General features: G+C 66.6%; 19 protein-coding genes. 8 read left to right on the top strand and 11 right to left on the bottom strand.

Features of this window, described 5'->3' with window-relative positions:
• Positions 1 to 3: 3 nt before the first annotated feature.
• Together AC6EKW_RS03590 and AC6EKW_RS03585 are read right to left on the bottom strand one after the other, a co-directional pair.
• Entirely contained in the window at positions 4 to 693 is a 690-nt protein-coding gene (locus AC6EKW_RS03590) for an ArsR/SmtB family transcription factor (protein WP_273887010.1), read from the bottom strand.
• 59 nt (positions 694 to 752) lie between these two features.
• Positions 753 to 1,868, bottom strand: a complete 1,116-nt coding sequence (locus AC6EKW_RS03585; RefSeq protein WP_498513722.1) for an NAD(P)/FAD-dependent oxidoreductase — start codon at positions 1,866 to 1,868, stop codon at positions 753 to 755.
• A 92-nt stretch (positions 1,869 to 1,960) separates the two neighbouring features.
• Between AC6EKW_RS03585 and AC6EKW_RS03580 the strand changes: the two genes are divergently transcribed.
• The 4 genes from AC6EKW_RS03580 to AC6EKW_RS03565 all read left to right on the top strand — a co-directional run bounded on the left by AC6EKW_RS03580 (position 1,961) and on the right by AC6EKW_RS03565 (position 6,733).
• Positions 1,961 to 2,509 carry a TetR/AcrR family transcriptional regulator gene (locus AC6EKW_RS03580; RefSeq protein ID WP_273887008.1) on the top strand — a complete coding sequence of 183 codons (549 nt, stop codon included), beginning with the start codon at positions 1,961 to 1,963 and terminating at the stop codon, positions 2,507 to 2,509.
• Between the two features lie 98 nt (positions 2,510 to 2,607).
• Positions 2,608 to 3,429 carry a Crp/Fnr family transcriptional regulator gene (locus tag AC6EKW_RS03575; protein WP_498513721.1) on the top strand — a complete coding sequence of 274 codons (822 nt, stop codon included), beginning with the start codon at positions 2,608 to 2,610 and terminating at the stop codon, positions 3,427 to 3,429.
• A gap of 93 nt (positions 3,430 to 3,522) precedes the next feature.
• Entirely contained in the window at positions 3,523 to 5,946 is a 2,424-nt protein-coding gene (locus AC6EKW_RS03570; protein WP_498513720.1) for a Lon protease family protein, read from the top strand.
• Complete coding sequence (locus tag AC6EKW_RS03565; protein WP_273887005.1) at positions 5,939 to 6,733, top strand: hypothetical protein; 795 nt, start codon at positions 5,939 to 5,941, stop codon at positions 6,731 to 6,733. Before AC6EKW_RS03570 ends, AC6EKW_RS03565 begins: the two co-directional genes overlap by 8 nt.
• On the opposite strand, the gene AC6EKW_RS03560 is transcribed toward AC6EKW_RS03565, so the two are convergent.
• Together AC6EKW_RS03560 and AC6EKW_RS03555 are read right to left on the bottom strand one after the other, a co-directional pair.
• The gene (locus AC6EKW_RS03560; RefSeq protein WP_273887004.1) at positions 6,717 to 7,184 is read right to left on the bottom strand and encodes a DUF6691 family protein; all 468 of its coding nucleotides are present in this window, start codon (positions 7,182 to 7,184) and stop codon (positions 6,717 to 6,719) included. The genes AC6EKW_RS03565 and AC6EKW_RS03560 overlap by 17 nt on opposite strands.
• Before the next feature lie 13 nt (positions 7,185 to 7,197).
• Positions 7,198 to 7,614: a YeeE/YedE family protein gene (locus AC6EKW_RS03555; protein ID WP_498513719.1), complete on the bottom strand. Its 417-nt coding sequence runs from the start codon at positions 7,612 to 7,614 to the stop codon at positions 7,198 to 7,200.
• Between the two features lie 301 nt (positions 7,615 to 7,915).
• On the opposite strand from AC6EKW_RS03555, the gene AC6EKW_RS03550 reads away from it, so the two are divergent.
• The 3 genes from AC6EKW_RS03550 (at position 7,916) to AC6EKW_RS03540 (ending at position 14,434) form a co-directional block, all read left to right on the top strand.
• Entirely contained in the window at positions 7,916 to 9,322 is a 1,407-nt protein-coding gene (locus AC6EKW_RS03550) for an MBL fold metallo-hydrolase (RefSeq protein WP_273887002.1), read from the top strand.
• A gap of 108 nt (positions 9,323 to 9,430) precedes the next feature.
• Entirely contained in the window at positions 9,431 to 14,242 is a 4,812-nt protein-coding gene (locus AC6EKW_RS03545) for an NAD-glutamate dehydrogenase (RefSeq protein WP_498513718.1), read from the top strand.
• A gap of 27 nt (positions 14,243 to 14,269) precedes the next feature.
• Positions 14,270 to 14,434, top strand: coding sequence for a hypothetical protein (locus tag AC6EKW_RS03540; RefSeq protein ID WP_273887000.1), 165 nt, complete (start codon positions 14,270 to 14,272; stop codon positions 14,432 to 14,434).
• Between the two features lie 6 nt (positions 14,435 to 14,440).
• Here AC6EKW_RS03540 and AC6EKW_RS03535 read toward each other — a convergent pair whose 3' ends face one another.
• The 6 genes from AC6EKW_RS03535 to AC6EKW_RS03510 form a co-directional block, all read right to left on the bottom strand.
• Positions 14,441 to 15,214 carry a hypothetical protein gene (locus tag AC6EKW_RS03535; RefSeq protein WP_273886999.1) on the bottom strand — a complete coding sequence of 258 codons (774 nt, stop codon included), beginning with the start codon at positions 15,212 to 15,214 and terminating at the stop codon, positions 14,441 to 14,443.
• Positions 15,214 to 15,780 carry a CDP-diacylglycerol--glycerol-3-phosphate 3-phosphatidyltransferase gene (gene pgsA / locus AC6EKW_RS03530; RefSeq protein WP_273886998.1) on the bottom strand — a complete coding sequence of 189 codons (567 nt, stop codon included), beginning with the start codon at positions 15,778 to 15,780 and terminating at the stop codon, positions 15,214 to 15,216. The genes AC6EKW_RS03535 and pgsA overlap by 1 nt, the downstream gene beginning before the upstream one ends.
• An 81-nt stretch (positions 15,781 to 15,861) precedes the next feature.
• Positions 15,862 to 17,244 (bottom strand): NAD(P)/FAD-dependent oxidoreductase, encoded by a 1,383-nt coding sequence (locus AC6EKW_RS03525; protein ID WP_498513717.1) that lies wholly within the window; start codon positions 17,242 to 17,244, stop codon positions 15,862 to 15,864.
• A 93-nt stretch (positions 17,245 to 17,337) separates the two neighbouring features.
• Positions 17,338 to 17,736 carry a secondary thiamine-phosphate synthase enzyme YjbQ gene (locus AC6EKW_RS03520; RefSeq protein ID WP_273887093.1) on the bottom strand — a complete coding sequence of 133 codons (399 nt, stop codon included), beginning with the start codon at positions 17,734 to 17,736 and terminating at the stop codon, positions 17,338 to 17,340.
• A gap of 40 nt (positions 17,737 to 17,776) precedes the next feature.
• Entirely contained in the window at positions 17,777 to 18,421 is a 645-nt protein-coding gene (locus tag AC6EKW_RS03515; RefSeq protein WP_273886996.1) for a DNA-3-methyladenine glycosylase family protein, read from the bottom strand.
• Positions 18,422 to 18,430: 9 nt separating this feature from the next.
• Positions 18,431 to 18,733: a metal-sulfur cluster assembly factor gene (locus tag AC6EKW_RS03510; protein ID WP_273846204.1), complete on the bottom strand. Its 303-nt coding sequence runs from the start codon at positions 18,731 to 18,733 to the stop codon at positions 18,431 to 18,433.
• Between the two features lie 188 nt (positions 18,734 to 18,921).
• On the opposite strand from AC6EKW_RS03510, the gene AC6EKW_RS03505 reads away from it, so the two are divergent.
• Positions 18,922 to 19,122, top strand: coding sequence for a hypothetical protein (locus AC6EKW_RS03505; protein WP_498513716.1), 201 nt, complete (start codon positions 18,922 to 18,924; stop codon positions 19,120 to 19,122).
• 42 nt (positions 19,123 to 19,164) lie between these two features.
• Here the strand turns inward: AC6EKW_RS03505 and AC6EKW_RS03500 are convergent, their stop codons facing one another.
• Positions 19,165 to 20,481: an inositol-3-phosphate synthase gene (locus tag AC6EKW_RS03500; protein WP_420542023.1), complete on the bottom strand. Its 1,317-nt coding sequence runs from the start codon at positions 20,479 to 20,481 to the stop codon at positions 19,165 to 19,167.
• Between the last annotated feature and the right edge of the window lie 186 nt (positions 20,482 to 20,667).

Genomic DNA, 20,667 nt, shown 5'->3' with positions numbered 1-20,667 from the left:
GCGTCAGCCCCAGGACGTCTCGACCGGGAAGCCGGCCGCCCGCCACTCGGGGAACCCCTCGGCGAGCCGGACCGCGCTGTAACCTCTCTCGCTCAACATCTCCACCGCCTCGTCGGAGAACACGCAGTAGGGTCCGCGGCAGTAGGCGACGATCCGCCGGTCCGGAGGCAAATCTCGCAGACATCTCTCCAGCCGCTCTTCGAGCTCCTCCACGGGCAACGAGCGAGCCCCGGCGATGTGCCCGGCCCGGTACTCTTCTTCGGGCCGTACGTCGAGCACGACCACCTCCCCTCCACGCATCATCTCCCGCAGCTCCTCCGCGCTCACCTCCTCCAGAGATGCCCGGTCCTCGAGGTAGTCGCCGACGAGCCGGTCTATCTCCGCGAGGCGCTCCTCCCCGATCTCCCTGAGCATCCTCCACAGCTCGAAGACCCGCCCGTCCGCCAGCCGGTAGCGGACGTAGAGCCCCTCCCGCCGCGCCTCGACCAGCCGCGACCGACGCAAGACCTGCAGATGCTGCGAGACGTTCGCCACAGGCAGCTCCATCTGTCGCGCGATCTCCTCGACCGTCCTCTCCCCCTGCGCCAAGAGGTCGATCATCTCCAGCCTCCTCGGGCTCGCCAGCGCTTTCCCCACCCGCGCGAACTGCTCGTAGAGCAGATCCTTGAACTCCCGGTGTTCCCTCTTGTTCATATATTCAACATAATAATTGAATAAAAGACGCGCGTCAAGGGAGGCGGTGGTTCCGGGGGCTACGAGCGGAGGGAGCGCCAGTTTTCGAAGGCTCGCTCGAAGGCGGGGGTGATCTCTGTGGAGGGTCCCTCGAGCGTCACCCTGGCGCGGCCCTGGGGCGGGAGGCCGTCCGGGTAGCGCAGCGAGATATGGCTGTAACGTCCGGAGCCGTGGCCGACGAAGCATTCCGGTGCGGGGAGGTGGGTCTCCGGGGAGTCGAGGATGCCGAAGCGTTCGAGTATCGCATCGGCTGCGGTGCGTCCCGCGGCGGCGGCTCCGTCGGCGGTACGGGGCAGCGCGGTGGCGGCGGCGTCCCCGATCACGAAGAGGTTCTCCTCGGTGGTCTCGAAGGACCGGGAGATCTCGACGAGGGGACCGCCTCCCGGCAGGTGCGCGAGCAGCGGGGACCTCCGGTGCGGGGGTACGACGAGCGCGAGATCGAAGCGGAGGTCGCGTCCGTCGGCGGATCGGAGGGTTCCCTCCCCGAGCGAGGTGAGGTCGGGTTCGAAGCCGGTGAGGATCTCCACCCCTTCGGCGGAGCAGGAGGAGCGGAGGAAATCCGTCATCTCCTGTCCGAGCGACTGCAGGGGCTCCTCCTCGGGGGTCGTCAGCACGACCCTCACCGGGCGGGATGTACTGCGGTAGAGGTTCGCGAGCTGCATCGCCATCCCGTAGGGCGCCGGAGGACAGCGGTAGGGCAGAGAAGAGATCACGACCGCGACCACGCCGCCTTCGAGGTCCCGGACCGCCTCCGAGGCGCGCTGTGCCCCTTCGGGGTCCCAGAAGCCGAAAACACGGGAGGAGGAAGGAAGAGCCTCGAGGTCGAGCGCGAGCCCCGGCGCGGCCACGACGGCGTCGGCTCCGATCTCCCCATCCTCGAGCTTCACCCCGCTCCCCGAGACACCCCGGGCCTCGCCGTAGACGACCTCGACCCCCTCGAGCGCGAGAGGAGCCCTCCAGCGCGAAGCCGGCCCCTCGCCGAGCAGGGTGGGGATCGTACCGGGCAGGTAGAGCGGACCACCCGGTCGCTCGACGAGCACTACTTCTACCCCTGAGGGCGTACGCTCCCGCAGGCGCCGCGCCGCGGCCACGCCCCCCGGCCCCGCCCCGAGTATCACGACCCTCCGTCCGGACATCCCTCGCGCCTCCTTCAGCTGCAGCTTCAAAATCTTACTGTCACGTATGATCATATACTGATGGTTTGTTTCATGCGAGAGGAAGAGGTGGGATGAGCGATAGGCTCGAAGAGCGGCGGACGAGCAGGCGCCGGCAGATTCTGGAGGCGGCGTGCCGCTGTTTCGCCCGCGGAGGGTTCAGGGAGACGGCGATGCTGGACATATGCCGGGAGGCGAACCTGAGCATAGGCACGATCTACCGCTACTTTCCCGACAAAGAAGCGCTCATCCTGGCCGTGGCGGAATACGTCTGCGGGAAGGACACGCTCACGCTGGAGAAGGCGGCCGGCACGCTCGGCGGGTCAGGAGGAGCCTGCGAGAACGCGAAGACGCTGGAAGGCCTCCTGCGCAAGCAGGAACCCCGCTGGCTGGGTCGGTTGAGGATCGAGCTGTGGTCCGAGGCGCTGCACAATCCGCCGGTGCGGGCGCTGGTCACGCGCTGCATGCGCGACACGCTGGACCAGATATACACGCAGACCGGTCCCGTCCCCTCCCCCGAAGACCCTCGCTACGCGCTCGCTCTGCTACAGGGGCTCGCCCTCCAGCGCGAGATCCTGCGGAGCGGGCGATCGGTGAGGGAAACGGGCGCGTCAGACATATAGACTCATCCTATAAAAATTTCGGTTATTGCATCCCCGGTCCGGAAGAAGGCGGTGCTAACATCAGTGAGCGGAAGGTGCGTCGGCCGGGCGGGGAGAGGATGTCTGCAGAGAGTGGCTGGTACAGCAGGTCGATCGGGGCCCCGGGCCCCGTGAGCCGTCTCTCCGTGCGGCGTGGAGAAGATCACGTCTTCCTCGAAGAGCCGGACGCCGAGGAGTGCGGTCCCCGGCTCCGGGAGTCCGAATGGCGCAGGGTCCTCGGCACCGCGGACGAGATGGGCTTCAGGCTGAGCCGCAGGCGCTATGGACGAGGAGATCTCGCGTACTGGCGCGGTGAGCCGACCGACGGGCTGTACGTGGTCACCATGGGTGCGCTCATGGCGCGCAGAAACCGTCCGAACGGCAAGGAGGCGACGCTGAGGATCCTGGGTCCCTGGGATCATTTCGGTCACGTCCTGCTCACGGAGAGATCCGGTACCATCCCCGCCACCAGCACGCACGCCGTGGTCGCCTCGGAGGAATGTGAGACGGTCAAGGTACCTAAGGCCTTCCTGAGGAGGATATGTGAACTCCACCCCGCGCTGGTCTTGAGCCTCGTGACGCTCGACAACCTCAGGCTCGTGGATCAGGAAGAGATGGCCCGGTGCCTGGTGCCGCGGCGGGTCAGGAACAGGCTGCTGGAGCTCTTCCCCATACTGACAAGCAAGTTCGGGGCGCCCACCGAGAGCGCGGAGTACGCGGAGATAGGGCTGAACCTGACCCACCAGAACCTCGCCGAGATGGTCTCGGCGACCCGCGAGTCCGTCACGGTGGCGCTCGCGGAGCTGTGCAGGGAGGGGGTGGTCTGCGCCTCCGCCGGGCGCATACAGGTCCACTCTTCCCTCGCCCAGAGTACGGGCTGGATACCGCCTCCTCCCCGCTGAAGGCGGCGGGACCGATCCCTGCGCACCAGGGAGATCCACCCTCCCCTCCGAAATGTGGATGGAATAGAATGACGGAGGGAGAGAAGAGGAGGTGTGCGCCAGTTGAAGGACGGGCTCGAACCATCGAGGCTCTACCGCCGCTGCGACCCGGAGAGCCTGCCGTTCAGGACGACCGAGGAGCTCGAGGATCTCGACGGCGGCATGGGACAGCCCCGGGCCGTGGAGGCCGTCCGCTTCGGCATCGGGATAGACCGACCCGGGTACAACATCTACGCCCTCGGGCCGCCGGGAGCCGGCAAACACGCGCTGGTCAGGCACTTCCTCGAAGAGGAGGCCGGGAAGAGGCGTCCTCCCTCCGACTGGGTCTACGTCCACGACTTCGAGCGTCCCTACAGGCCACGGGCGATAGAGCTGCCCCCCGGGATGGGGGTTCGGCTGCGCCGGGACATGGAGCAGCTCGTCGAGGAGCTCAGGCCGTCGCTCTCGAGCGCCTTCGAAGGCGAGGAATACCAGGCCCGCCGCCGGGCGATAGAGGAGGAGTTCTCCGAGAGATCCAACCGCGCCTTCGCCGAGCTGAGGAGGAAGGCCCAGGAGAGGGGGCTCGCGCTCCTGCAGACCCCGATGGGATGGGTCTTCGCCCCGCTGAGGGAGGGGCAGGTGCTCTCGCCGCAGCAGATCCAGCAGCTTCCCGAGGAGGAGCAGCGGCGTCTGGAGCAGGAGGTGGAGGAGCTGCAGCAGGAGCTGCAACGGGTGCTCTCCGAGGAGATCCCGCGCTGGCAGCGCGAGATGCAGCGGCGGCTGAAGGAGCTCAACCGGGAGGTCACCAACTTCGCGGTTGGTGCGCGGATAGAGGAGCTCGAGGAGAAGTACTCCTCCTTCGAAGCGGTGAAGCGCTACCTCGAAGAGGTGCGCCGCGACATCGTCCAGAACGCGCAGGAGATCCTCTCCCCCGGACAGGGGCACGAGGACGGAGAGAGGCAGCAGGAGCAGATGCACGTCCCGGCCGCCCGCCGCTACCAGGTCAACGTGCTGGTCGACCGCAGCAGGCTCGAAGAGGCCCCCGTCGTCTACGAAGACAACCCGACCTACCAGAACCTGCTCGGGCGGGTGGAGTACATGGCCAGGATGGGCGCGCTGGTGACGGACTTCAACATGATCCGGCCCGGCGCGCTGCACCGGGCCAACGGGGGGTATCTGATCCTAGACGCCCGCCGGCTGCTCACGCAGCCCTTCGCCTGGGAGGGGCTCAAGCGAGCGCTGCGCTCCCGGCTTTTGCGCATAGAGTCGCCGGGACAGATGGTCGGGCTCATCAGCACGATCTCGCTCGAGCCCGAGCCCATCCCGCTCGACGTGAAGGTGGTCCTCCTCGGGGACCGTCTGCTCTACTACCTGCTCTCCGCGCTCGACCCGGAGTTCGGGCAGCTCTTCAAGGTCGCAGCGGACTTCGACGAGGAGGTGGACCGAAGTGAGGAGAACGCCCTCCTCTACTCGCGGCTCATCGCTTCCATCGCCCGGCGGGAGGGTCTGATGCCGTTCGACCGCACCGGGGTGGCACGGGTGATAGAGCACGCCTCCCGCATGGTCGGCGACTCGCGCAAGCTCCTGGTGCACGTCGAGAGCCTCGCCGACGTCCTGCGCGAGGCCGACTACTGGGCGCGCCAGAACGGGAACGGCGCGGTCACCGCCGCCGACGTTCAGAAGGCCATAGACGCCCGCACCTACCGCTCGGATCGGCTGCGCGAGAAGGTGCAGGAGCAGATCCTGCGCGGCACCCTCCTCATAGACACCGAGGGCGAGCGCGTCGGGCAGGTCAACGGGCTCTCGGTGATAGAGCTCGGCGGTTTCGCCTTCGGGCGTCCGAACAGGATCTCGGCCCGCATCCGCATGGGGCGCGGCGAGGTCGTGGACATCGAGCGCGAGGTGAAGCTCTCCGGCCCCATCCACTCCAAGGGCGTCATGATCCTGGCCGGCTTCCTCGGGGGGCGCTACGCCACCCGCCGCCCGCTCTCGCTCTCAGCGAGCCTGGTCTTCGAGCAGTCCTACGGCGGCGTGGAGGGAGACTCGGCCTCCTCCGCCGAGCTCTACGCGCTGCTCTCCGCGATAGCCGAGCTGCCGGTGAAGCAATCGCTCGCGGTCACCGGATCGGTGAACCAGCACGGCGACGTGCAGGCCATAGGCGGGGTCAACGAGAAGATAGAAGGTTTCTTCGACATCTGCCGCAGAAGAGGCCTCAACGGGGAGCAGGGCGTCCTGATCCCGGCCTCCAACGTCGACAACCTGATGCTGCGGCGCGACGTGGTCGAGGCCGTCGAGCGCGGAGATTTCCACATCTACCCGGTGGAGACGATCGACGAGGGGATCGAGCTCCTGACCGGGGTTCCGGCCGGGGAGCCGGACGAGGAAGGCAACTATCCGGAGGACACGGTGAACGGCATGGTGGAACGAAGACTCGCCGAACTCGGAGAGAGGATGCGTGCTCTGGCCCGGCAGTCCTCCCGGGAGGAGAACGATGGCTGAGCGCCACCCGCTCGCACGGCGGGTCGTCGTGGTCCTCGACGCCTCGCCGGAGAACCCCTCCCTGCTCGAGGCAGCAGCGGATCTGGCCCGCCGCCTGCAGAGCGAGCTTCTGGCGACCTTCGTCGAGGATGCGAACCTGATGCGGCTGACGGAGCTGCCGTTCCTGAGGGCCGTGGACCCGTTCTCGGGCGCGGCGCGGGAGCTGAACAGCTCCACGATGGAGCGGGCGGTGCGGGCCTACGCCACCCGCGCCGAGGAGACGCTCAGCCGCATCGCCGCCGGCACGCGGCTCAGATGGTCGTTCAGCACCGTGCAGGGTACGGGCTTCTCGGGCGTGCTCTCCTCGGCCTCGGACTCGGATCTGGTGATCCTGGGGGGCACATCCGGTGCGGCGACCCTCTTCTCGCACGAACCTCCTCCCCACCGTCCCGGCCCCGTGCTCGTCCTGCGCGGCCGGCTCCGCCCGGGAGCCCCGGTCGTGGTGCTCTACCCGGGGCCCGAAGCCGGCTCGCGCTCTCTGGAGGCGGCGTCGTTCCTGGCGGAGGCCTGGGACTCCCCGCTCGTCCTGCTCACGCCACAGGAGACACCCGGCCGTCTTCCCCCCATGCCACCCGGACGGCCGCAGGTGAGGCTCAGGAGCCTCCCGGAAGCCGACGCACCTTCGATCCTGGAGGCGATCCGGGAGGAGGGCGATGGAGCCTTGCTCGTCCTGCCCGTGGGCACGGACCCGAAACTCCTGCGTGAGCTCCTGGAGTCCGGGCGATGCCCGGTCATGATCGTTCCCTGACCCTGCCGCGCATCCGTAAAGGCTCCCGCCTGGAGACGGATTCTCCCTCGAAGAGGATCGCGTGGAGCGCCATCCCCGCGAGCATGGCGGCGACGAAGGCGAACACCGGCCACACCCCGCTCACGAGAGCCACCACCGCGGGCCCCGGGCAGAAGCCCCCGATCCCCCACCCGATACCGAAGACGGCCGCGCCCCCGACGAGCTTGCCGTCGATGGTCTTCTTCTCCGGAAGCTCGAAGCTCTGCGCGAAGACCGGCCGCTCACGACGCATTATCCGGCGGAAGGCGAAAAACGTCACGATCACCGCCCCGCCCATGACGAAGGCGAGCGTGGGGTTCCAGCGACCGGCGACGTCCAAAAACCCGATCACCTTGGCCGGGTCCGTCATCCCGGAGACCGCAAGCCCGAGCCCGAAGAGAAGCCCGCTGAAAAACACCGCGAGGTTCTTCATGCCACCTACCCCTTCAGAGAACGTGGCGCGTGACGAAGACCGTGATCACGGCGACGACCATGAAGACGAGCGTCGCAGAGATCGAACGCCGGGAGAGCCGCGCCATCCCGCATACCCCATGCCCGCTGGTGCAGCCAGAGCCGAGACGGGTCCCGAACCCCACCAGAAGCCCGGCAAGGATCATCGCGGGCCAGGACGCCTCCAATTGAACCCGCATCCCCCCACCGAATACCTCGTAGATCACCCCACCAGCCAGAAGCCCGGCCACGAAGACGGCCCGCCAGCCCCCCCTCCATCCCAGAGGCCTCAAGAGCCCGCCGACGATGCCGCTTATCCCCGCAACACGCCCCTCGAAGAGCATCAAAAGAGCCGCCGAAATCCCGATGAGAATGCCCCCCAAGAGCCCACTCACCGGAGTGAAGCCTCCCATCGGCTGGTACCTCCTTCCCGTCTTCCACCTTCACTCAGATCATAATATAACGAATCATTCAAAAAGTACAGAGGAACGACAAAGAATGATACGAGCCATCGTGAGAGACCGCGAGCGTCGGGTATAAGTATCTTTTATATCAGCTTCGGATCCGCATTATTGTTGCACGCCGGCAGGAATGCTATACAGGCCCCAGGAAAGGGTCGGCAGTAAACATGAGGGGGCCACAGTCCTGCCATGAGTAAATTTACTATATAGTGATATAATTCGGCCAAGGCTGAAAGCGAGCGAGGAGGAGAAGGTGCTTTTCGAGAGGATCTACGACGAGGATCTTTCGCAGGCCAGCTACTTCATAGGATGTCAGGCGAGCGGCGAGGCCGTGGTGGTGGATCCGAGGCGGGACATCGGGGTCTACCTGGAGATGGCGAAGAAGAACGACATGCGCATCGTGGCGGTGACCGAGACGCACATCCACGCCGACTATCTCTCGGGCTCGCGGGAGCTCGCCGAGGCGACGGGGGCCACGCTGTACCTCTCCGACGAGGGGGACGAAGACTGGAAGTACGGCTTCGGGGACGTCAAGCTGCACGACGGGGACGAGATAAAGATCGGCAACATCACCCTCCGGACGGTGCACACCCCCGGGCACACGCCGGAGCACATCTCGTTTCTGGTCACGGATGGGGCGCTGACCGACGAGCCGGGGTACCTGCTCAGCGGCGACTTCGTATTCGTCGGCGACCTCGGTCGGCCCGACCTGCTGGAGGAGGCTGCCGGCATCGCCAACACGCGCGAGAAGGGTGCCCGGGAGATGTTCGCGAGCCTCCGGGACAAGTTCATGCCGCTGGCCGATTACGTGCAGGTCCACCCCGCGCACGGGGCGGGGAGCGCGTGCGGGAAGGCGCTCGGCTCCGTTCCGAGCAGCACGGTCGGCTACGAGAAGATGTTCTCGTGGTGGCGCAAGCACGTGGAGTCCGGCGACGAAGAGGGTTTCATGCAGAACCTGCTCGAAGGCCAGCCGGACGCGCCGGTCTATTTCGGTAGGATGAAGCGTCACAACAAGCAGGGACCGGCGCTGCTCGGTGAGCTTCCACGACTCGAGCGCTACGATACGGCGGAGCTCGCCCGTCAGCTACGGAGCGGCGAGATGATCCTGATAGACACGCGTCCTCTGGAGGAGTACTACCAGGGAGCGATCGTTGGGGCCATCAGCATACCTCGCGGGGACCATCTGGCGACCTCCGCCGGGTGGGTCATAGACCCCGAGCAGGACGACAGGCCGATCGCGCTCCTCGCCCGGGACGAGGAGGACGCCGAAGAGATGCGGGACCACCTCCTCCGGGTCGGGATAGACAACGTCAGAGGGTATGTGACGAGCACAGAAGGGCTTCCCAAGGAACCCGTCGAGCTCGTCACCCCAGAAGAGCTGGAGAAGATGGACGGCGGGGCCTCGGTGCTCGACGTGCGGGCCAAGAGCGAGTACGCCGAAGGCCACATCCCCGGTGCGTCGCAGCTGCACGTAGGGAGGGTGCGGTGGCACCTCGAAGATCTGCCCCAGGGCCGACCGCTCGTCGTCCACTGCCAGACCGGCCGGCGCGCGGCCATAGCCGCGAGCGCGCTGCGTCTGCACGGTGTGGACGAGATCATCGAGCTGGAGGGAAGCTACGAGGGTTGGGTCGAGGCCCAGCAGAAGACCAGGACGGCCTAGGCGAACACAGAGAACGAGCATCCGGCACGGCCTGCCCCGCGGCGCTATCATAGCGTCGCGGGGCAGGTCGGTTTCAGGGGAAGACAGCCGAAAGACGGAGGAGTGCGGATGCTCTCCAAACGCAAGCTTCTCGAAGAGTCGATATCCCACGCCCGGGGGCAGCTCCCCAGGGAGTCCCTTCCGCAGGCCGAGAAGTTCATACGCCAGTATTACGAGTGGGCCGCGCCGGAAGACCTGGACGAGCATTCCCCGCTGGACCTCTACGGGGCGGCGGTCGCACACTGGAAGTTTGCCAGCAGACGACGGCCCGGGGAGACCAGGGTGCGCGTGTACAACCCCCGATTCGAAGACGACGGCTGGCAGTGCGCGCACACCGTCGTCGAGATAGTCGCCGACGACATGCCCTTCCTCGTCGACTCCGTGCGCATGGAGGTGAACCGCCAGGGCTTCTCCGTCCACCTCATCCTGCACCCCATCATGCGGGTGCTGCGGGACGAGGAGGGCCGGCTGCTGGAGATCCTGGGACCGGCAGAGCGTCGCGAGGATGCGATCCCGGAGTCGATCATGCACGTGGAGGTAGACCGGCACACCTCACCCGAGGCGCTGGAGTCCCTGCGCAGCGGTCTGTCCCGCGTGCTTTCGGACGTCAGGGCGGCGGTGGAGGACTGGCCCGCGATGCGCGAGAAGCTGCGCGAGGCGGCGGAGAGCCTGAAGCGCGGGGAACCGCCCGCGACCCCGGAGGAGGTCGAGGAAGCCCGGGCGTTTCTCGAGTGGCTCGACGACGACAACTTCACCTTCCTGGGCTACAGGGAGTATGGGGCGAAAGGAGAGGGCATCGAAAGCTCCGGGCTCGGCATCCTGCGCGAGGGGCGGGACGACCACCCGGACAGCCTGCCCGCCGTGGAGGGAGGGCGTCCCGGCCTCATGACGCTCACCAAAGCGAGCTCGCGCGCGACGGTCCATCGCCCCTCGTACATGGACTACGTGGGCGTGAGGATCTTCGACGGGGAAGGCCGGGTGGTCGGAGAGCGGCGCTTCCTCGGGCTCTACACCTTCTCCGCCTACAGCGCGAGCGCGATGGAGATCCCGATCGTGCGCCGCAAGGTGCGGGAGGTGCTGCGGAGGGCGGGCTTCCCTCCGGCGAGCCACAACGAGAAGGATCTGGTGGAGATCCTGGAGACCTACCCCCGCGACGAGCTCTTCCAGATCTCCACGGAAGAACTCTTCGAGATCTCGATAGGCATCCTGCACCTGCAGGAGCGGCAGCGGGTGCGCATGTTCGCCCGGCGCGAGGAATTCGGTCGCTTCTTCTCTTGCCTGGTCTTCGTGCCCCGGGACCGCTATAACACCACGACCCGCCAGCGGATGCAGGACATCCTCAAGGAGGCCTTCGGGGGCACGCACGTCGAGTACGACGTCAGGCTCTCGGAGTCGGTCCTGGCGCGGCTGCACTTCACCGTCTACACCCCGCCGGGAGGAGGAATCCCGGAGTACGACCCGCAAGAGATAGAAGAACGCCTCGCCGGCGCCGTACGCTCGTGGAGCGACGACCTCTACGACGCCCTCGTCGAAAAGTGCGGTGAGGAGGAGGGGGTGGAGCTGTTCCGCCGCTACCGGGACGCCTTCCCGCCCGGCTACCGGGCGGGATTCCTCGCCCGCGCCGCCGTGGGCGACATCCGCAGCATCGAAGATCTCGCCTCCGAAGAGGACATCGGGATGAGCCTCTACCACCCGCTGGAGGAACCGGAGGACTTCCTCGGGTTCAAGCTCTTCAAAAAAGGCGAGCAGATCCCGCTCTCCCGGGTGATGCCGCTGCTCGAGAACATGGGGGTGGAGGTCGTCGACGAGCGGCCGCACCGGGTGGAACCCGCGGGCGAAGAGCAGGTCTGGATCCACGATTTCGGCCTCGTGCACCGCTCCGGCGAAGACCTGGGGGCCGCTCGGACCAAGCGGCTCTTCCAGGAATGCTTCGCGCGCGTCCTGTGCGGGGAGGCCGAGAACGACGGGTTCAACCGGCTGGTGCTCCTCGCCGGGCTCTCGTGGCGCGAGATCTCGGTGCTGAGGGCATACTCCAGGTACCTGCGCCAGACGGGGACCACCTTCAGCCAGCGTTACATGGAGGACGCTCTGGTGGACAACCCGCACGTCGCCCGGCTCCTCGTCTCCCTCTTCGAGCACCGCTTCGACCCGAAGGGTACGGCCAGGGAGGAGGAGACGGCCAGGCTCCAGGAACGGATAGAGGAAGAGCTCGAGGAGGTCGCGAGCCTGGACGAGGACCGCATCCTGCGTAGCTTCCTGCACCTCATCCTCGCGACCGTACGCACCAACTACTTCCAGAAGGATGCCTCGGGCAAAGAGCGATCCTACCTCTCGTTCAAGTTCGATCCCTCTCGTGTCCCGGACCTCCCGCTCCCGAGGCCGCGCTTCGAGATCTTCGTCTATTCGCCCCGCATGGAGGGGGTCCACCTGCGCGGCGGTGAGGTCGCCCGGGGCGGCATCCGGCACTCCGATCGCCGGGAGGACTTCCGCACCGAGATCCTCGGACTGATGAAGGCCCAGATGGTCAAGAACGCCGTCATAGTCCCGGTCGGGGCCAAGGGAGGCTTCGTCGTCAAGCGACCACCAGAAGACGGCGACCGGGACGCGATGCGGCGCGAGGCCGTCGAATGCTACAGCACGCTCATCCGGGGCATGCTCGACCTCACGGACAATCTCTCCGACGGACGGGTCGTCCCACCCCCCGACGTGGTGCGCTACGACGGCGACGACACCTACCTCGTCGTCGCGGCGGACAAGGGCACGGCGACCTTCTCGGACATCGCCAACGAGATCTCCCGGGAGTACGGCTTCTGGCTCGGCGACGCCTTCGCCTCCGGCGGCAAGACAGGCTACGACCACAAGGAGATGGGCATCACGGCGAAAGGCGCGTGGGAGTCGGTCAAGCGCCACTTCCGCGAGCTGGGCAAAGATATCCAGAGGGAAGACTTCACCGTGGTCGGCATCGGGGACATGTCGGGGGACGTCTTCGGCAACGGCATGCTCCAGAGCGAGCACATCCGTCTCGTCGGGGCCTTCGACCACCGGCACATCTTCCTCGACCCCGACCCGGACCCGAAGCGCAGCTACGCCGAGCGCAAACGCCTCTTCGAGATGCCCCGCTCCTCGTGGGACGACTACGACCGCTCGGTCATCTCCGAGGGAGGCGGCGTCTTCCCGAGGACGGCCAAGTCCATACCCCTCTCCCCCGAAGCCCGGAGGCTCCTCGGGGTCGAAGAAGAACGCCTGACCCCGAACGAAGTGATAAGCGCCCTGCTCAAGGCCGAGGTGGACCTGCTCTTCAACGGCGGGATAGGCACCTACGTCAAGGCCTCCGACGAGACCAACGCCGAGGTCGGAGACCGCTCCAACGACGCGGTGCGGGTCGACGCCCGCGAGCTCAGGTGCCGGGTCGTCGGGGAGGGTGGCAACCTGGGCTTCACCCAGCGCGGGAGGATCGAATACGCGCTCGCGGGCGGCAGGATCTACATGGATGCCATAGACAACTCCGCCGGGGTGGACACCTCCGACCACGAGGTGAACATAAAGATCCTGCTCGACTCGGTGGTCGAGGCCGGGGACATGACCGAGAAGCAGCGCAACGAGCTCCTCGCCGGGATGACCGACGAGGTGGCCCGTCTCGTGCTCCTGCACAACTACCGCCAGACGCAGGCGATAAACAACTCGCTCGCCCAGGCTGCCTCGATGGCCGACGTGCACGCCCGCTACATCCGGACGCTGGACGCCTCGGGCAAGCTGGACCGGAGGCTCGAATTCCTCCCGGACGAAGAGGAGATAGCCGAGCGGCGTTCCCGTGGGCTCGGCCTCACCGCACCGGAGCTCGCGATACTCCTCTCCTACACCAAGCTCACCCTCTACCAGGAGGTCCTCGCCTCCGACCTCCCGGACGACCCGTACCTGACGCGGGAGCTCGAAGGATACTTCCCCTCCCCACTGCGCGAGAACCTGCGGGACCAGATACGCCGCCACCGGCTGCGCCGGGAGATCACCGCGACCAGCCTCGTGAACGGCATGGTCAACCGCTGTGGCACGACCTTCACCTACCGGCTCGGCGACGAAACCGGAGCATCCCCGGCGGAGATCGCCCGCGCGTACGTGGCGGTCCGGGAGATCTTCGACACGGACCGGGTGTGGGAGGAGATAGAAGCGCTGGACAACGTCGTCGGGACCGGGATCCAGACGCGGATGTTCCTCGACGTCAGACGGCTGGTCGAGCGCGCGACGCGCTGGCTCTTGCGCAACCGGCGCACCCCCGACATCGGGCGGACGGTGGACCGGTTCTCCGGCGGCGTCTCGGAGCTCTTCGAGCGAGTACCCCGGCTCATGCCGCAGGAGGAGCGGGATGAGCTGGAACGAGAGGTGGAAGAGCTCTGCGGCGAGGGCGTCCCGGAGCGTCTCGCCTGGAGGGTGGCCGTCTCGAACGTGATGTCCTCCGCTCTGGACATCGTGGACGTGGCTGCGGAGCGCGGTGAAACGGTGGAGGATGCGGCATCGGTCTACCTGGCCCTCGGCGACCGGCTCAGGCTGCACTGGCTGCGCAGGCACATAGAGGTCCTGCCGCGAGACAACCGCTGGCGCACGCTCGCCCGCGCGGCGCTGCGCGACGACCTCTACCTTCAGCAGGCGGAGCTGACGGCGGCCGTGCTCTACGACACGCGACGGGACAGCCCCCCGGAGGAGCGGGTAGCATCCTGGCTGGAGGCCAACCGTCGACCGGTCGAGAGGACCCTTCAGGTCCTGCGGGACATCAACTCGAGCGGCACCTTCGACCTCTCCACGCTCCCGGTGGCGCTGCGCGAGGTGCGCAACCTCCTAACCTCCTCGGGAACGTCCGGGCGAGCAGAACGCGGCTCCGTGGGTTAATATCTTCCCGGCATGCACCTGCCCGGCATGACAGTGGTCCCGGCCTACGCGGCGATCGTCGCCACCGTCGCGGTGATCGTCACCCTGATCGCGCTCTACACCGTGGTCTCATCGGTGGCGGACCTGATCAGGGGCGTCCCTGGAGAGGCGGAGGGACCACCGGAGTCCAAAGACTCCGACTCCGGCGGCTGAGCGGCGTCACTCCTCTTCGGGCCGGAGCGGCACGACGCCCTCCGATCCCCCACGGCCGGAGAGCGGTCCCCGGCCGTCTAGCAGCCGGGAGAGAGCGAGGCGGACCTGCCTTCGGCTCCTGTGATACGCCGCCCTGAACCCCAGCATCGGCAGGGCGAAGGCGGGGACGACGCCCAGGAAATAGAGCGCATCCTGAAAACCTCCCATCGCCGGCAGAACGGCGAGCGTCGCACCTGCGATCCCGCCGAGCGAGAGCATGTGAGCCCGCTGCCCGCCGAGCTCCGAGATCAGGACGATCCTGCTCCAACCCCCCGGCAGGCGTTCGGTGCGCACCTCGATGCGCCTGGCCCTGCGGAGCGGCCCACCGCCGCCCTGCGAGGCCTCTCCGCCGGACTCCCACACCGACCCGGCATCGCTCCTGTAGGCCGCGCGCAGGCCCTCCGCGGCCAACGCCGCCTCCACGATCTCGAGCACCTCGTCCACCGGGAGCTCCACCTCCCGCACCAGGCGCACGAGCCCCGGGCCGTAGAGACGCCGGGCCAGGGAAGGAGATTCCGCTACCGCCCCGCCCCCAAGCTCGCCGAGCGCCCGCATCACGTCCTCCTCCCGGATGCCGGCGGCCGCGGCGAGCCGGACCACGACCTCCACGGGAACCTGCGGCGAGACCCCGAGCATCGTCCTGCCGCGCGCCGCGTTCAGCTCCGCCGCCCGGCGCAGGACGACCTCCACCTCCACCGGTCCGAGGCCCTCCGGCCGCTCGCCGCGTCGCTCCAGCGCCACTACAGCCTCTGGTCCTTGCGGGCCTGTACGGAGAGGATGCGCGGCGCGTCCCTCAGATAGGACCAGCCGGAGAGGAGCGTCAGGATCACCGCGGCGAACATCACCCACCATCCCACCTGCGCCAGCACGTGCCAGTCTCCGATGCGGGCGTAGGCCAGCAGCAGGAGGAAGACACCGAGGCTCTGCGCGTTCATCTTGGCTTTCCCCCAGCCGTTCGCCGCGATGACCTCTCCTCCCTCCAGCGCCGCCATCCTGAAGCCGGTGACCGCGAACTCCCGGATCACCATGATCGCCGCCATCCAGGAATCCATCAGGCCCTTGTCCACCAGCACGAAGAACAGCGAGGAGATGAGGGCCTTGTCGGCGATGGAGTCCATGAGCTTGCCGAAACCGGTGACCTTGTTGCTCCTGCGCGCCGCCACCCCGTCGAAGTAGTCGGTCAGGAGGGCCCCGACGTACAGAACGAGGGCGAGCGTCCGGGCGTAGGGGAAGGGCAGGTACAGGGCCACCATGACCGGCACCACCGCCACCAGGCGCGCCAGGGTGAGCTGGTTTGCGAAGGTCATCCTCTCTCTCCCTCGAAGGCCCTTCCCGAAACCCGGCGCAAACTTAACACCTCCCGACCCGGCGCTCAAGCGAAGGGAAGACTACTCGGCCGCCTGGTAGTCCCGGATCTGGGCGACCGTCGGATGAGCGAAGTACTCCAGCGCCCAGTCGAAGGCCTGCCTGACCCTGCCCTGCGGGCTGTCGAGCCGCACCAGGTAAGCTCCGCGCCAGAACAGCGAGGCCAGCCTGCCGCTGAACTTCACGCCGAAGACGTCGTTGACGGCGAAGTGGCTCCCGAGGTCTATGAGCTGTCCCTGAGAGCGGTACTTGAACGGCTTGAGTTCCCGGCCGTCTATCGCGGCGAGGATGTTCTTGGCCAGGTGCTTGCCCTCCTTGACCGCCGCCTGGGCGTTCGGCGGCACGAAGCCGTCGTCCGGGTTCGGGATGGTCGCGTTGTCCCCGAGCGCCCAGACGTTCCTGAACCCCTCGACCCGCAGGTACTCGTCGACCTTTATCCCCTTGGTCTTCTCCACCAGCGGGAGCCCGAGCTTCTCCACCAGAGAGTTCGGCCGCGCACCGGCGGTCCAGATCACGTTCTGGGTGTGTATCTCGCGCCCGTCCTTCAGGCGCACGCGGTCCTCGGTGACCTCCTCGGCCATCGCGTTGGTCAGGACCTCGATGTCGCGGGCGGCGAGCTGGCCCCGCGCGACCCGCCGCAGCCCGGCGTCGAGCTCGGGAAGGATGTTCGGCAGCGCGTCGAGCAGCATGATCCTGAACCGGTTGGGGTTGACGTTCGGGTACTCCTGGGCGAGCACCTCGTGGATCAGGACGTGCAGCTGGGCCGCCGTCTCCACCCCGGTGGCCCCGGCCCCGATCACGACGAAGGTGAGCGCGCTCTCCGGGATCTCCCCTCCCTCGAGCACGGCCTGCTCGAAGCGCTCTATGACACGGTTGCGGATACGCACCGCGTCGCTTATCCCCTTCATCGGCAGGGCATGCTTCTCTACGCCGGGGATGCCGAAGAAGTTGGGCTCGGCCCCGAGGGCGAAGACCAGATGGTCATAAGGAAACTCGTGCCCGTCGGCGGTCACGGTCCTCTTCTCGAAGTCCACGTCCTCGACCTCGGCCCGGCGGAAGCTGGCCCCGAGGTGGATCAGGGTCCTCCGCAGGGGCTGTGCGATGTTTCTCACGCCGACGTCACTCGATACGACGCCGGGCACCATCGGCCAGAAGGTCAGATAGTTCTCGCGCGAGATGACCATCACACCGACGTCGTCCCGCTTGCGGGTCATCTCGCAGATGCTCTTGGCGACGTTGTAGCCGCCGAAACCTCCACCCAGGATCAGAACCCGATTCTCGAAGTCCGCAAAACGCGGCTTCTCCCAGGGCGCATAGCGTGGCTCGGAGCTTAGCGCCCACCTGAGACCACCTACGGCCAGAGCGGTACCACCCAGAGCAAGCCCTCCCTTCAAAAGGTTATTCATCGGTCGAGACCCTCCAGATCTACTAGCCATCAATCAGAAAACGACCGCTCGCGCAACATCTCATTCTACCCCCGGAGGTGGCCCGGCGTGGTGTCAGGCCTCACCCACCGCGACACGCACGACCCTCTCCCGCGGCCCGTCGAACTCGGCGAGGAACACCCCCTGCCAGCGCCCGAGCTCGGGCTCCCCGCCGCTCACGACGAGATACTGACTGGCGCCGAAGAGGCTGGTGAGAAAATGGGAATCGCTGTTGCCCTCCGCATGCCGGAAATCCACGTCGAGCGCGTCGAGAAGGGCCCGGCAGGCGGCGGCGAGATCCTCCGGGACATCGGGGTCGTAGTCCTCGTTCAGGGTGACGGCGGCCGTGGTATGCCCGGAGGAGACGATGCAAAATCCTTCGTCCACTCCGGACTCCTTCACCGCCCGCCTCACCTCGTCGGTTATGGATACGAGCTGGTAGCGGCGGCTCGTACGCACCGGGATCTTCGTCACCTTCAATCCGAGACCTCCCGCGGTTCGGTCACGCCCTCCCTCAGGAGGGCAGGGCTTCCATCTCCAGCGACTCCCAGAGATACAGAGAGGCGAGCGTCCTGTACGGCCGCCAGGGACTGGCGATCTCCTCCAGCTCCTCAGGACCCGGCAACTCCGTGAGCCCGTAAGCCCGCATCACGGCCCTCCGTATCCCGAGATCCCCGACCGGCAGCACGTCGGGCCGGCGCAGGTGGAAGATGAGGAACATGTCGGCGCTCCACCGTCCGAGCCCTCTGACCGCGACGAGCCGCCCGCGCACCTCCTCGTCCGGAACCCGCTCGAGCTCCACGAGGTCCAGCCGGCCGTCGAGCACGTGCCGGGCGAGGTCCTTCAGGTAGAGGATCTTGCGCCCGGAGAGCCCGCAGGCCGCAAGCTCCTCCGCCGGCCGCTCGAGCACCTCCCCCGGCGTCGGTACTCGCCCCCCGAAGAGCGCGGTGACCCTGGCGTAGATCCTCTTCGCCGCCCGGGTAGAGAGCTGCTGCCCGATTATGGAGCGCAGGAGGGAGCCGAAGGCATCCTCCGGACGCCCCCTCCGGCGGGCCTCCTCACCGAGCGGCCCGAGGGTCCGCACCAGACGGGACATCACCGGGTCCCCTCCGAGCCCGCACAGATGGGCGAAGCCCGGCGAGGCCGGTACGTCCCCCAAAGCCTCCTCCTAGCGGCCGAAGAAGAGCTTGGCGGCTGGGCTCATCATGTCCGGGTTCCAGAGGGGATCGAAGGTGAGCTGGGCGTTTACCGTCTCCACCCCCTCTATGGAGAGCACCTCGTTCTCGACCTGCTCCTGGATCATGTCCCCAACCGGGCACATCGGGCTCGTCAGGGAAAACACCACGTCCACGTGCCGCCCCTCGTCGTGGATGCCGATGTCGTAGACGAGCCCCAGCTCGACCAGGTCCATCCCGAGCTCGGGGTCTATTACGTTCCTGAGCTGATCCCTCACACGCTCTTCGGTAAGCACCTTGCCTTCACCTCTCGCTAGCCAGCCTCGCGGCTAATTGTAATGTCAGTGGACTCCTTTTCCAGCGGCTTCAGCCAATCCATAATGCAATCATCGAAGGATAGATCCCCCGGAGCTTGCGGCGCGGGGCTACTGCGTATACTCGCTGAACTACGGGGTGACGACGGCCGGGAGGGGTCTCCTACACGGTGATCACGACCAGATACGACGACATGGTGGTTCCGTACACCCCGGCCTTTCTGAAGGGGCCGGCCTCGCGGGTCTCGAACATAACCATCCAGGACTACTACCCGCTCGACACCTCGGACCACCTCCTGATTCCCTACGACGAGAGAGCCTACGCCTTCATCTTCGACGCGCTCTCCCACCCGGGACCGGCGAGGCCCTGACCGGAGGTCTCCGGCCAGGGCCTCTTCTCTCTCCGTCGGCCCTCAGTCCTCGTAGTAGTCGAGGCCCGTGTGGTGGATGACCTCCTCACCCATGATCGTGCGCAGGGTGTTCTTCAGCTTCATGAGCTGGATGAAGAGGTCGTGCTCCGGATAGAGCTCCGGCGGGACCATCGGGCTCTTGAAGTAGAACGAGAGCCACTCCTGGATGCCGCCCATCGAAGCCCGCTGCGCGAGGTCGAGGAAGAGCGCCAGGTCGAGCACGATCGGGGCCGCCAGGATCGAATCGCGGGCGAGGAAGTTGATCTTTATCTGCATCGGGTAGCCGAGCCACCCGAAGATGTCTATGTTGTCCCAGCCCTCCTTCGCATCACCCCGCGGCGGGTAGTAGTTGATCTTGACCAGGTGGGAGAGCTTGCCGTAGAGCTCGGGGTAGACGTCGGGCTGAAGGATGTAGTCGAGGACCGAGAGCTTCGAGACCTCTTTGCTCTTTAGGTTCTCCGGAGCGTCGAGCACCTCCCCGTCGCGGTTGCCGAGGATGTTGGTCGAGAACCAGCCCTCCATCCCGAGCATCCTGGCCTTGATGCCGGGCGCCACGACCGTCTTCATCCAGGTCTGGCCGGTCTTGTAGTCCTTGCCGGCTATCGGGACCCCCCGCTCGTTGGCGAGCTGCACCAGCGCCGGGATGTCCGCCGCCAGAGAAGGAGAACCGTTGGCGTAGGGCACCCCCTCCATGATCGCCGCGTAGGCGTAGATCATCGCCGGAGAGATGGCAGGGTCGGACTCGTCGAGCCCCCGCTCGAAAGCCTCCACGCTCTCGTGAACGTCCTGCACCTGCAGGTAGGCCTCGGTCGAGGCACAGCTGACCATCACCACCCGCTCGAGACCGTTCTCCCGCTTGAAGCGCCTTATGTCCTCCCTCACCTGCTCGGCAGCCTCCCGGAGCGAGGCGTAACTCTTCCTGTGCGTCGCCTCGAGCTTGCCGACGTAACGCTCGTCGAAGACCGCCGGCCAGGGCTTTATCCGCTTGAGCTCGTCCCGCACGGCGTTGAGATGCTCCTTCTCCAGCACCCCCGCGACCGCGGCAGCCTCATAGGCGTCGTCCGGGAATGCATCCCACCCGCCGAAGACGAGATCCCCAACATCCGCCAGCGGAACGAAATCCTTTATCTTGGGGTTGCGGTCCTCCGTACGCTTGCCGAGCCTGATGGTCCCAAGCTGAGTCAGAGAGCCCACCGGCTCCCCAAGCCCCTTCTTCATCAGCTCAACCCCGGCAATGAACGTCGTCGCCACCGCACCCATGCCGGGCATCAGAACCCCGAGCTTCCCCTCCGGGGGCCTTATCTCTCTCGCAGAACTCATCATCCTCCTTTCTAAATGCATACCTGACCGCACAAAACCAAGCGAACCGAGTATACCGCACGCCAGACTTCATAAGCTTTCGTTCTTTTTACTCCAACAGAGGTTCATTGGGTGTAATGATTGAAAGATCATGTGTTGCGAGTTAACATTGAGGTAACTTTCCTGAGGGCGACGAGCCTGAAGCCG

The sequence above is a fragment of the Rubrobacter sp. M3-4 genome (assembly GCF_059772285.1).
This window is presented reverse-complemented; position numbering and strand designations above follow the sequence as displayed.

Coding starts and splice junctions, on each gene's coding strand:
- AC6EKW_RS03590 (WP_273887010.1), bottom strand. CDS start 693: ATGAACAAGAGGGAACACCGGGAGTTCAAGGATCTGCTCTACGAGCAG.
- AC6EKW_RS03585 (WP_498513722.1), bottom strand. CDS start 1,868: ATGTCCGGACGGAGGGTCGTGATACTCGGGGCGGGGCCGGGGGGCGTG.
- AC6EKW_RS03580 (WP_273887008.1), top strand. CDS start 1,961: ATGAGCGATAGGCTCGAAGAGCGGCGGACGAGCAGGCGCCGGCAGATT.
- AC6EKW_RS03575 (WP_498513721.1), top strand. CDS start 2,608: ATGTCTGCAGAGAGTGGCTGGTACAGCAGGTCGATCGGGGCCCCGGGC.
- AC6EKW_RS03565 (WP_273887005.1), top strand. CDS start 5,939: ATGGCTGAGCGCCACCCGCTCGCACGGCGGGTCGTCGTGGTCCTCGAC.
- AC6EKW_RS03560 (WP_273887004.1), bottom strand. CDS start 7,184: ATGAAGAACCTCGCGGTGTTTTTCAGCGGGCTTCTCTTCGGGCTCGGG.
- AC6EKW_RS03555 (WP_498513719.1), bottom strand. CDS start 7,614: ATGGGAGGCTTCACTCCGGTGAGTGGGCTCTTGGGGGGCATTCTCATC.
- AC6EKW_RS03545 (WP_498513718.1), top strand. CDS start 9,431: ATGCTCTCCAAACGCAAGCTTCTCGAAGAGTCGATATCCCACGCCCGG.
- AC6EKW_RS03540 (WP_273887000.1), top strand. CDS start 14,270: ATGACAGTGGTCCCGGCCTACGCGGCGATCGTCGCCACCGTCGCGGTG.
- pgsA (WP_273886998.1), bottom strand. CDS start 15,780: ATGACCTTCGCAAACCAGCTCACCCTGGCGCGCCTGGTGGCGGTGGTG.
- AC6EKW_RS03525 (WP_498513717.1), bottom strand. CDS start 17,244: ATGAATAACCTTTTGAAGGGAGGGCTTGCTCTGGGTGGTACCGCTCTG.
- AC6EKW_RS03500 (WP_420542023.1), bottom strand. CDS start 20,481: ATGAGTTCTGCGAGAGAGATAAGGCCCCCGGAGGGGAAGCTCGGGGTT.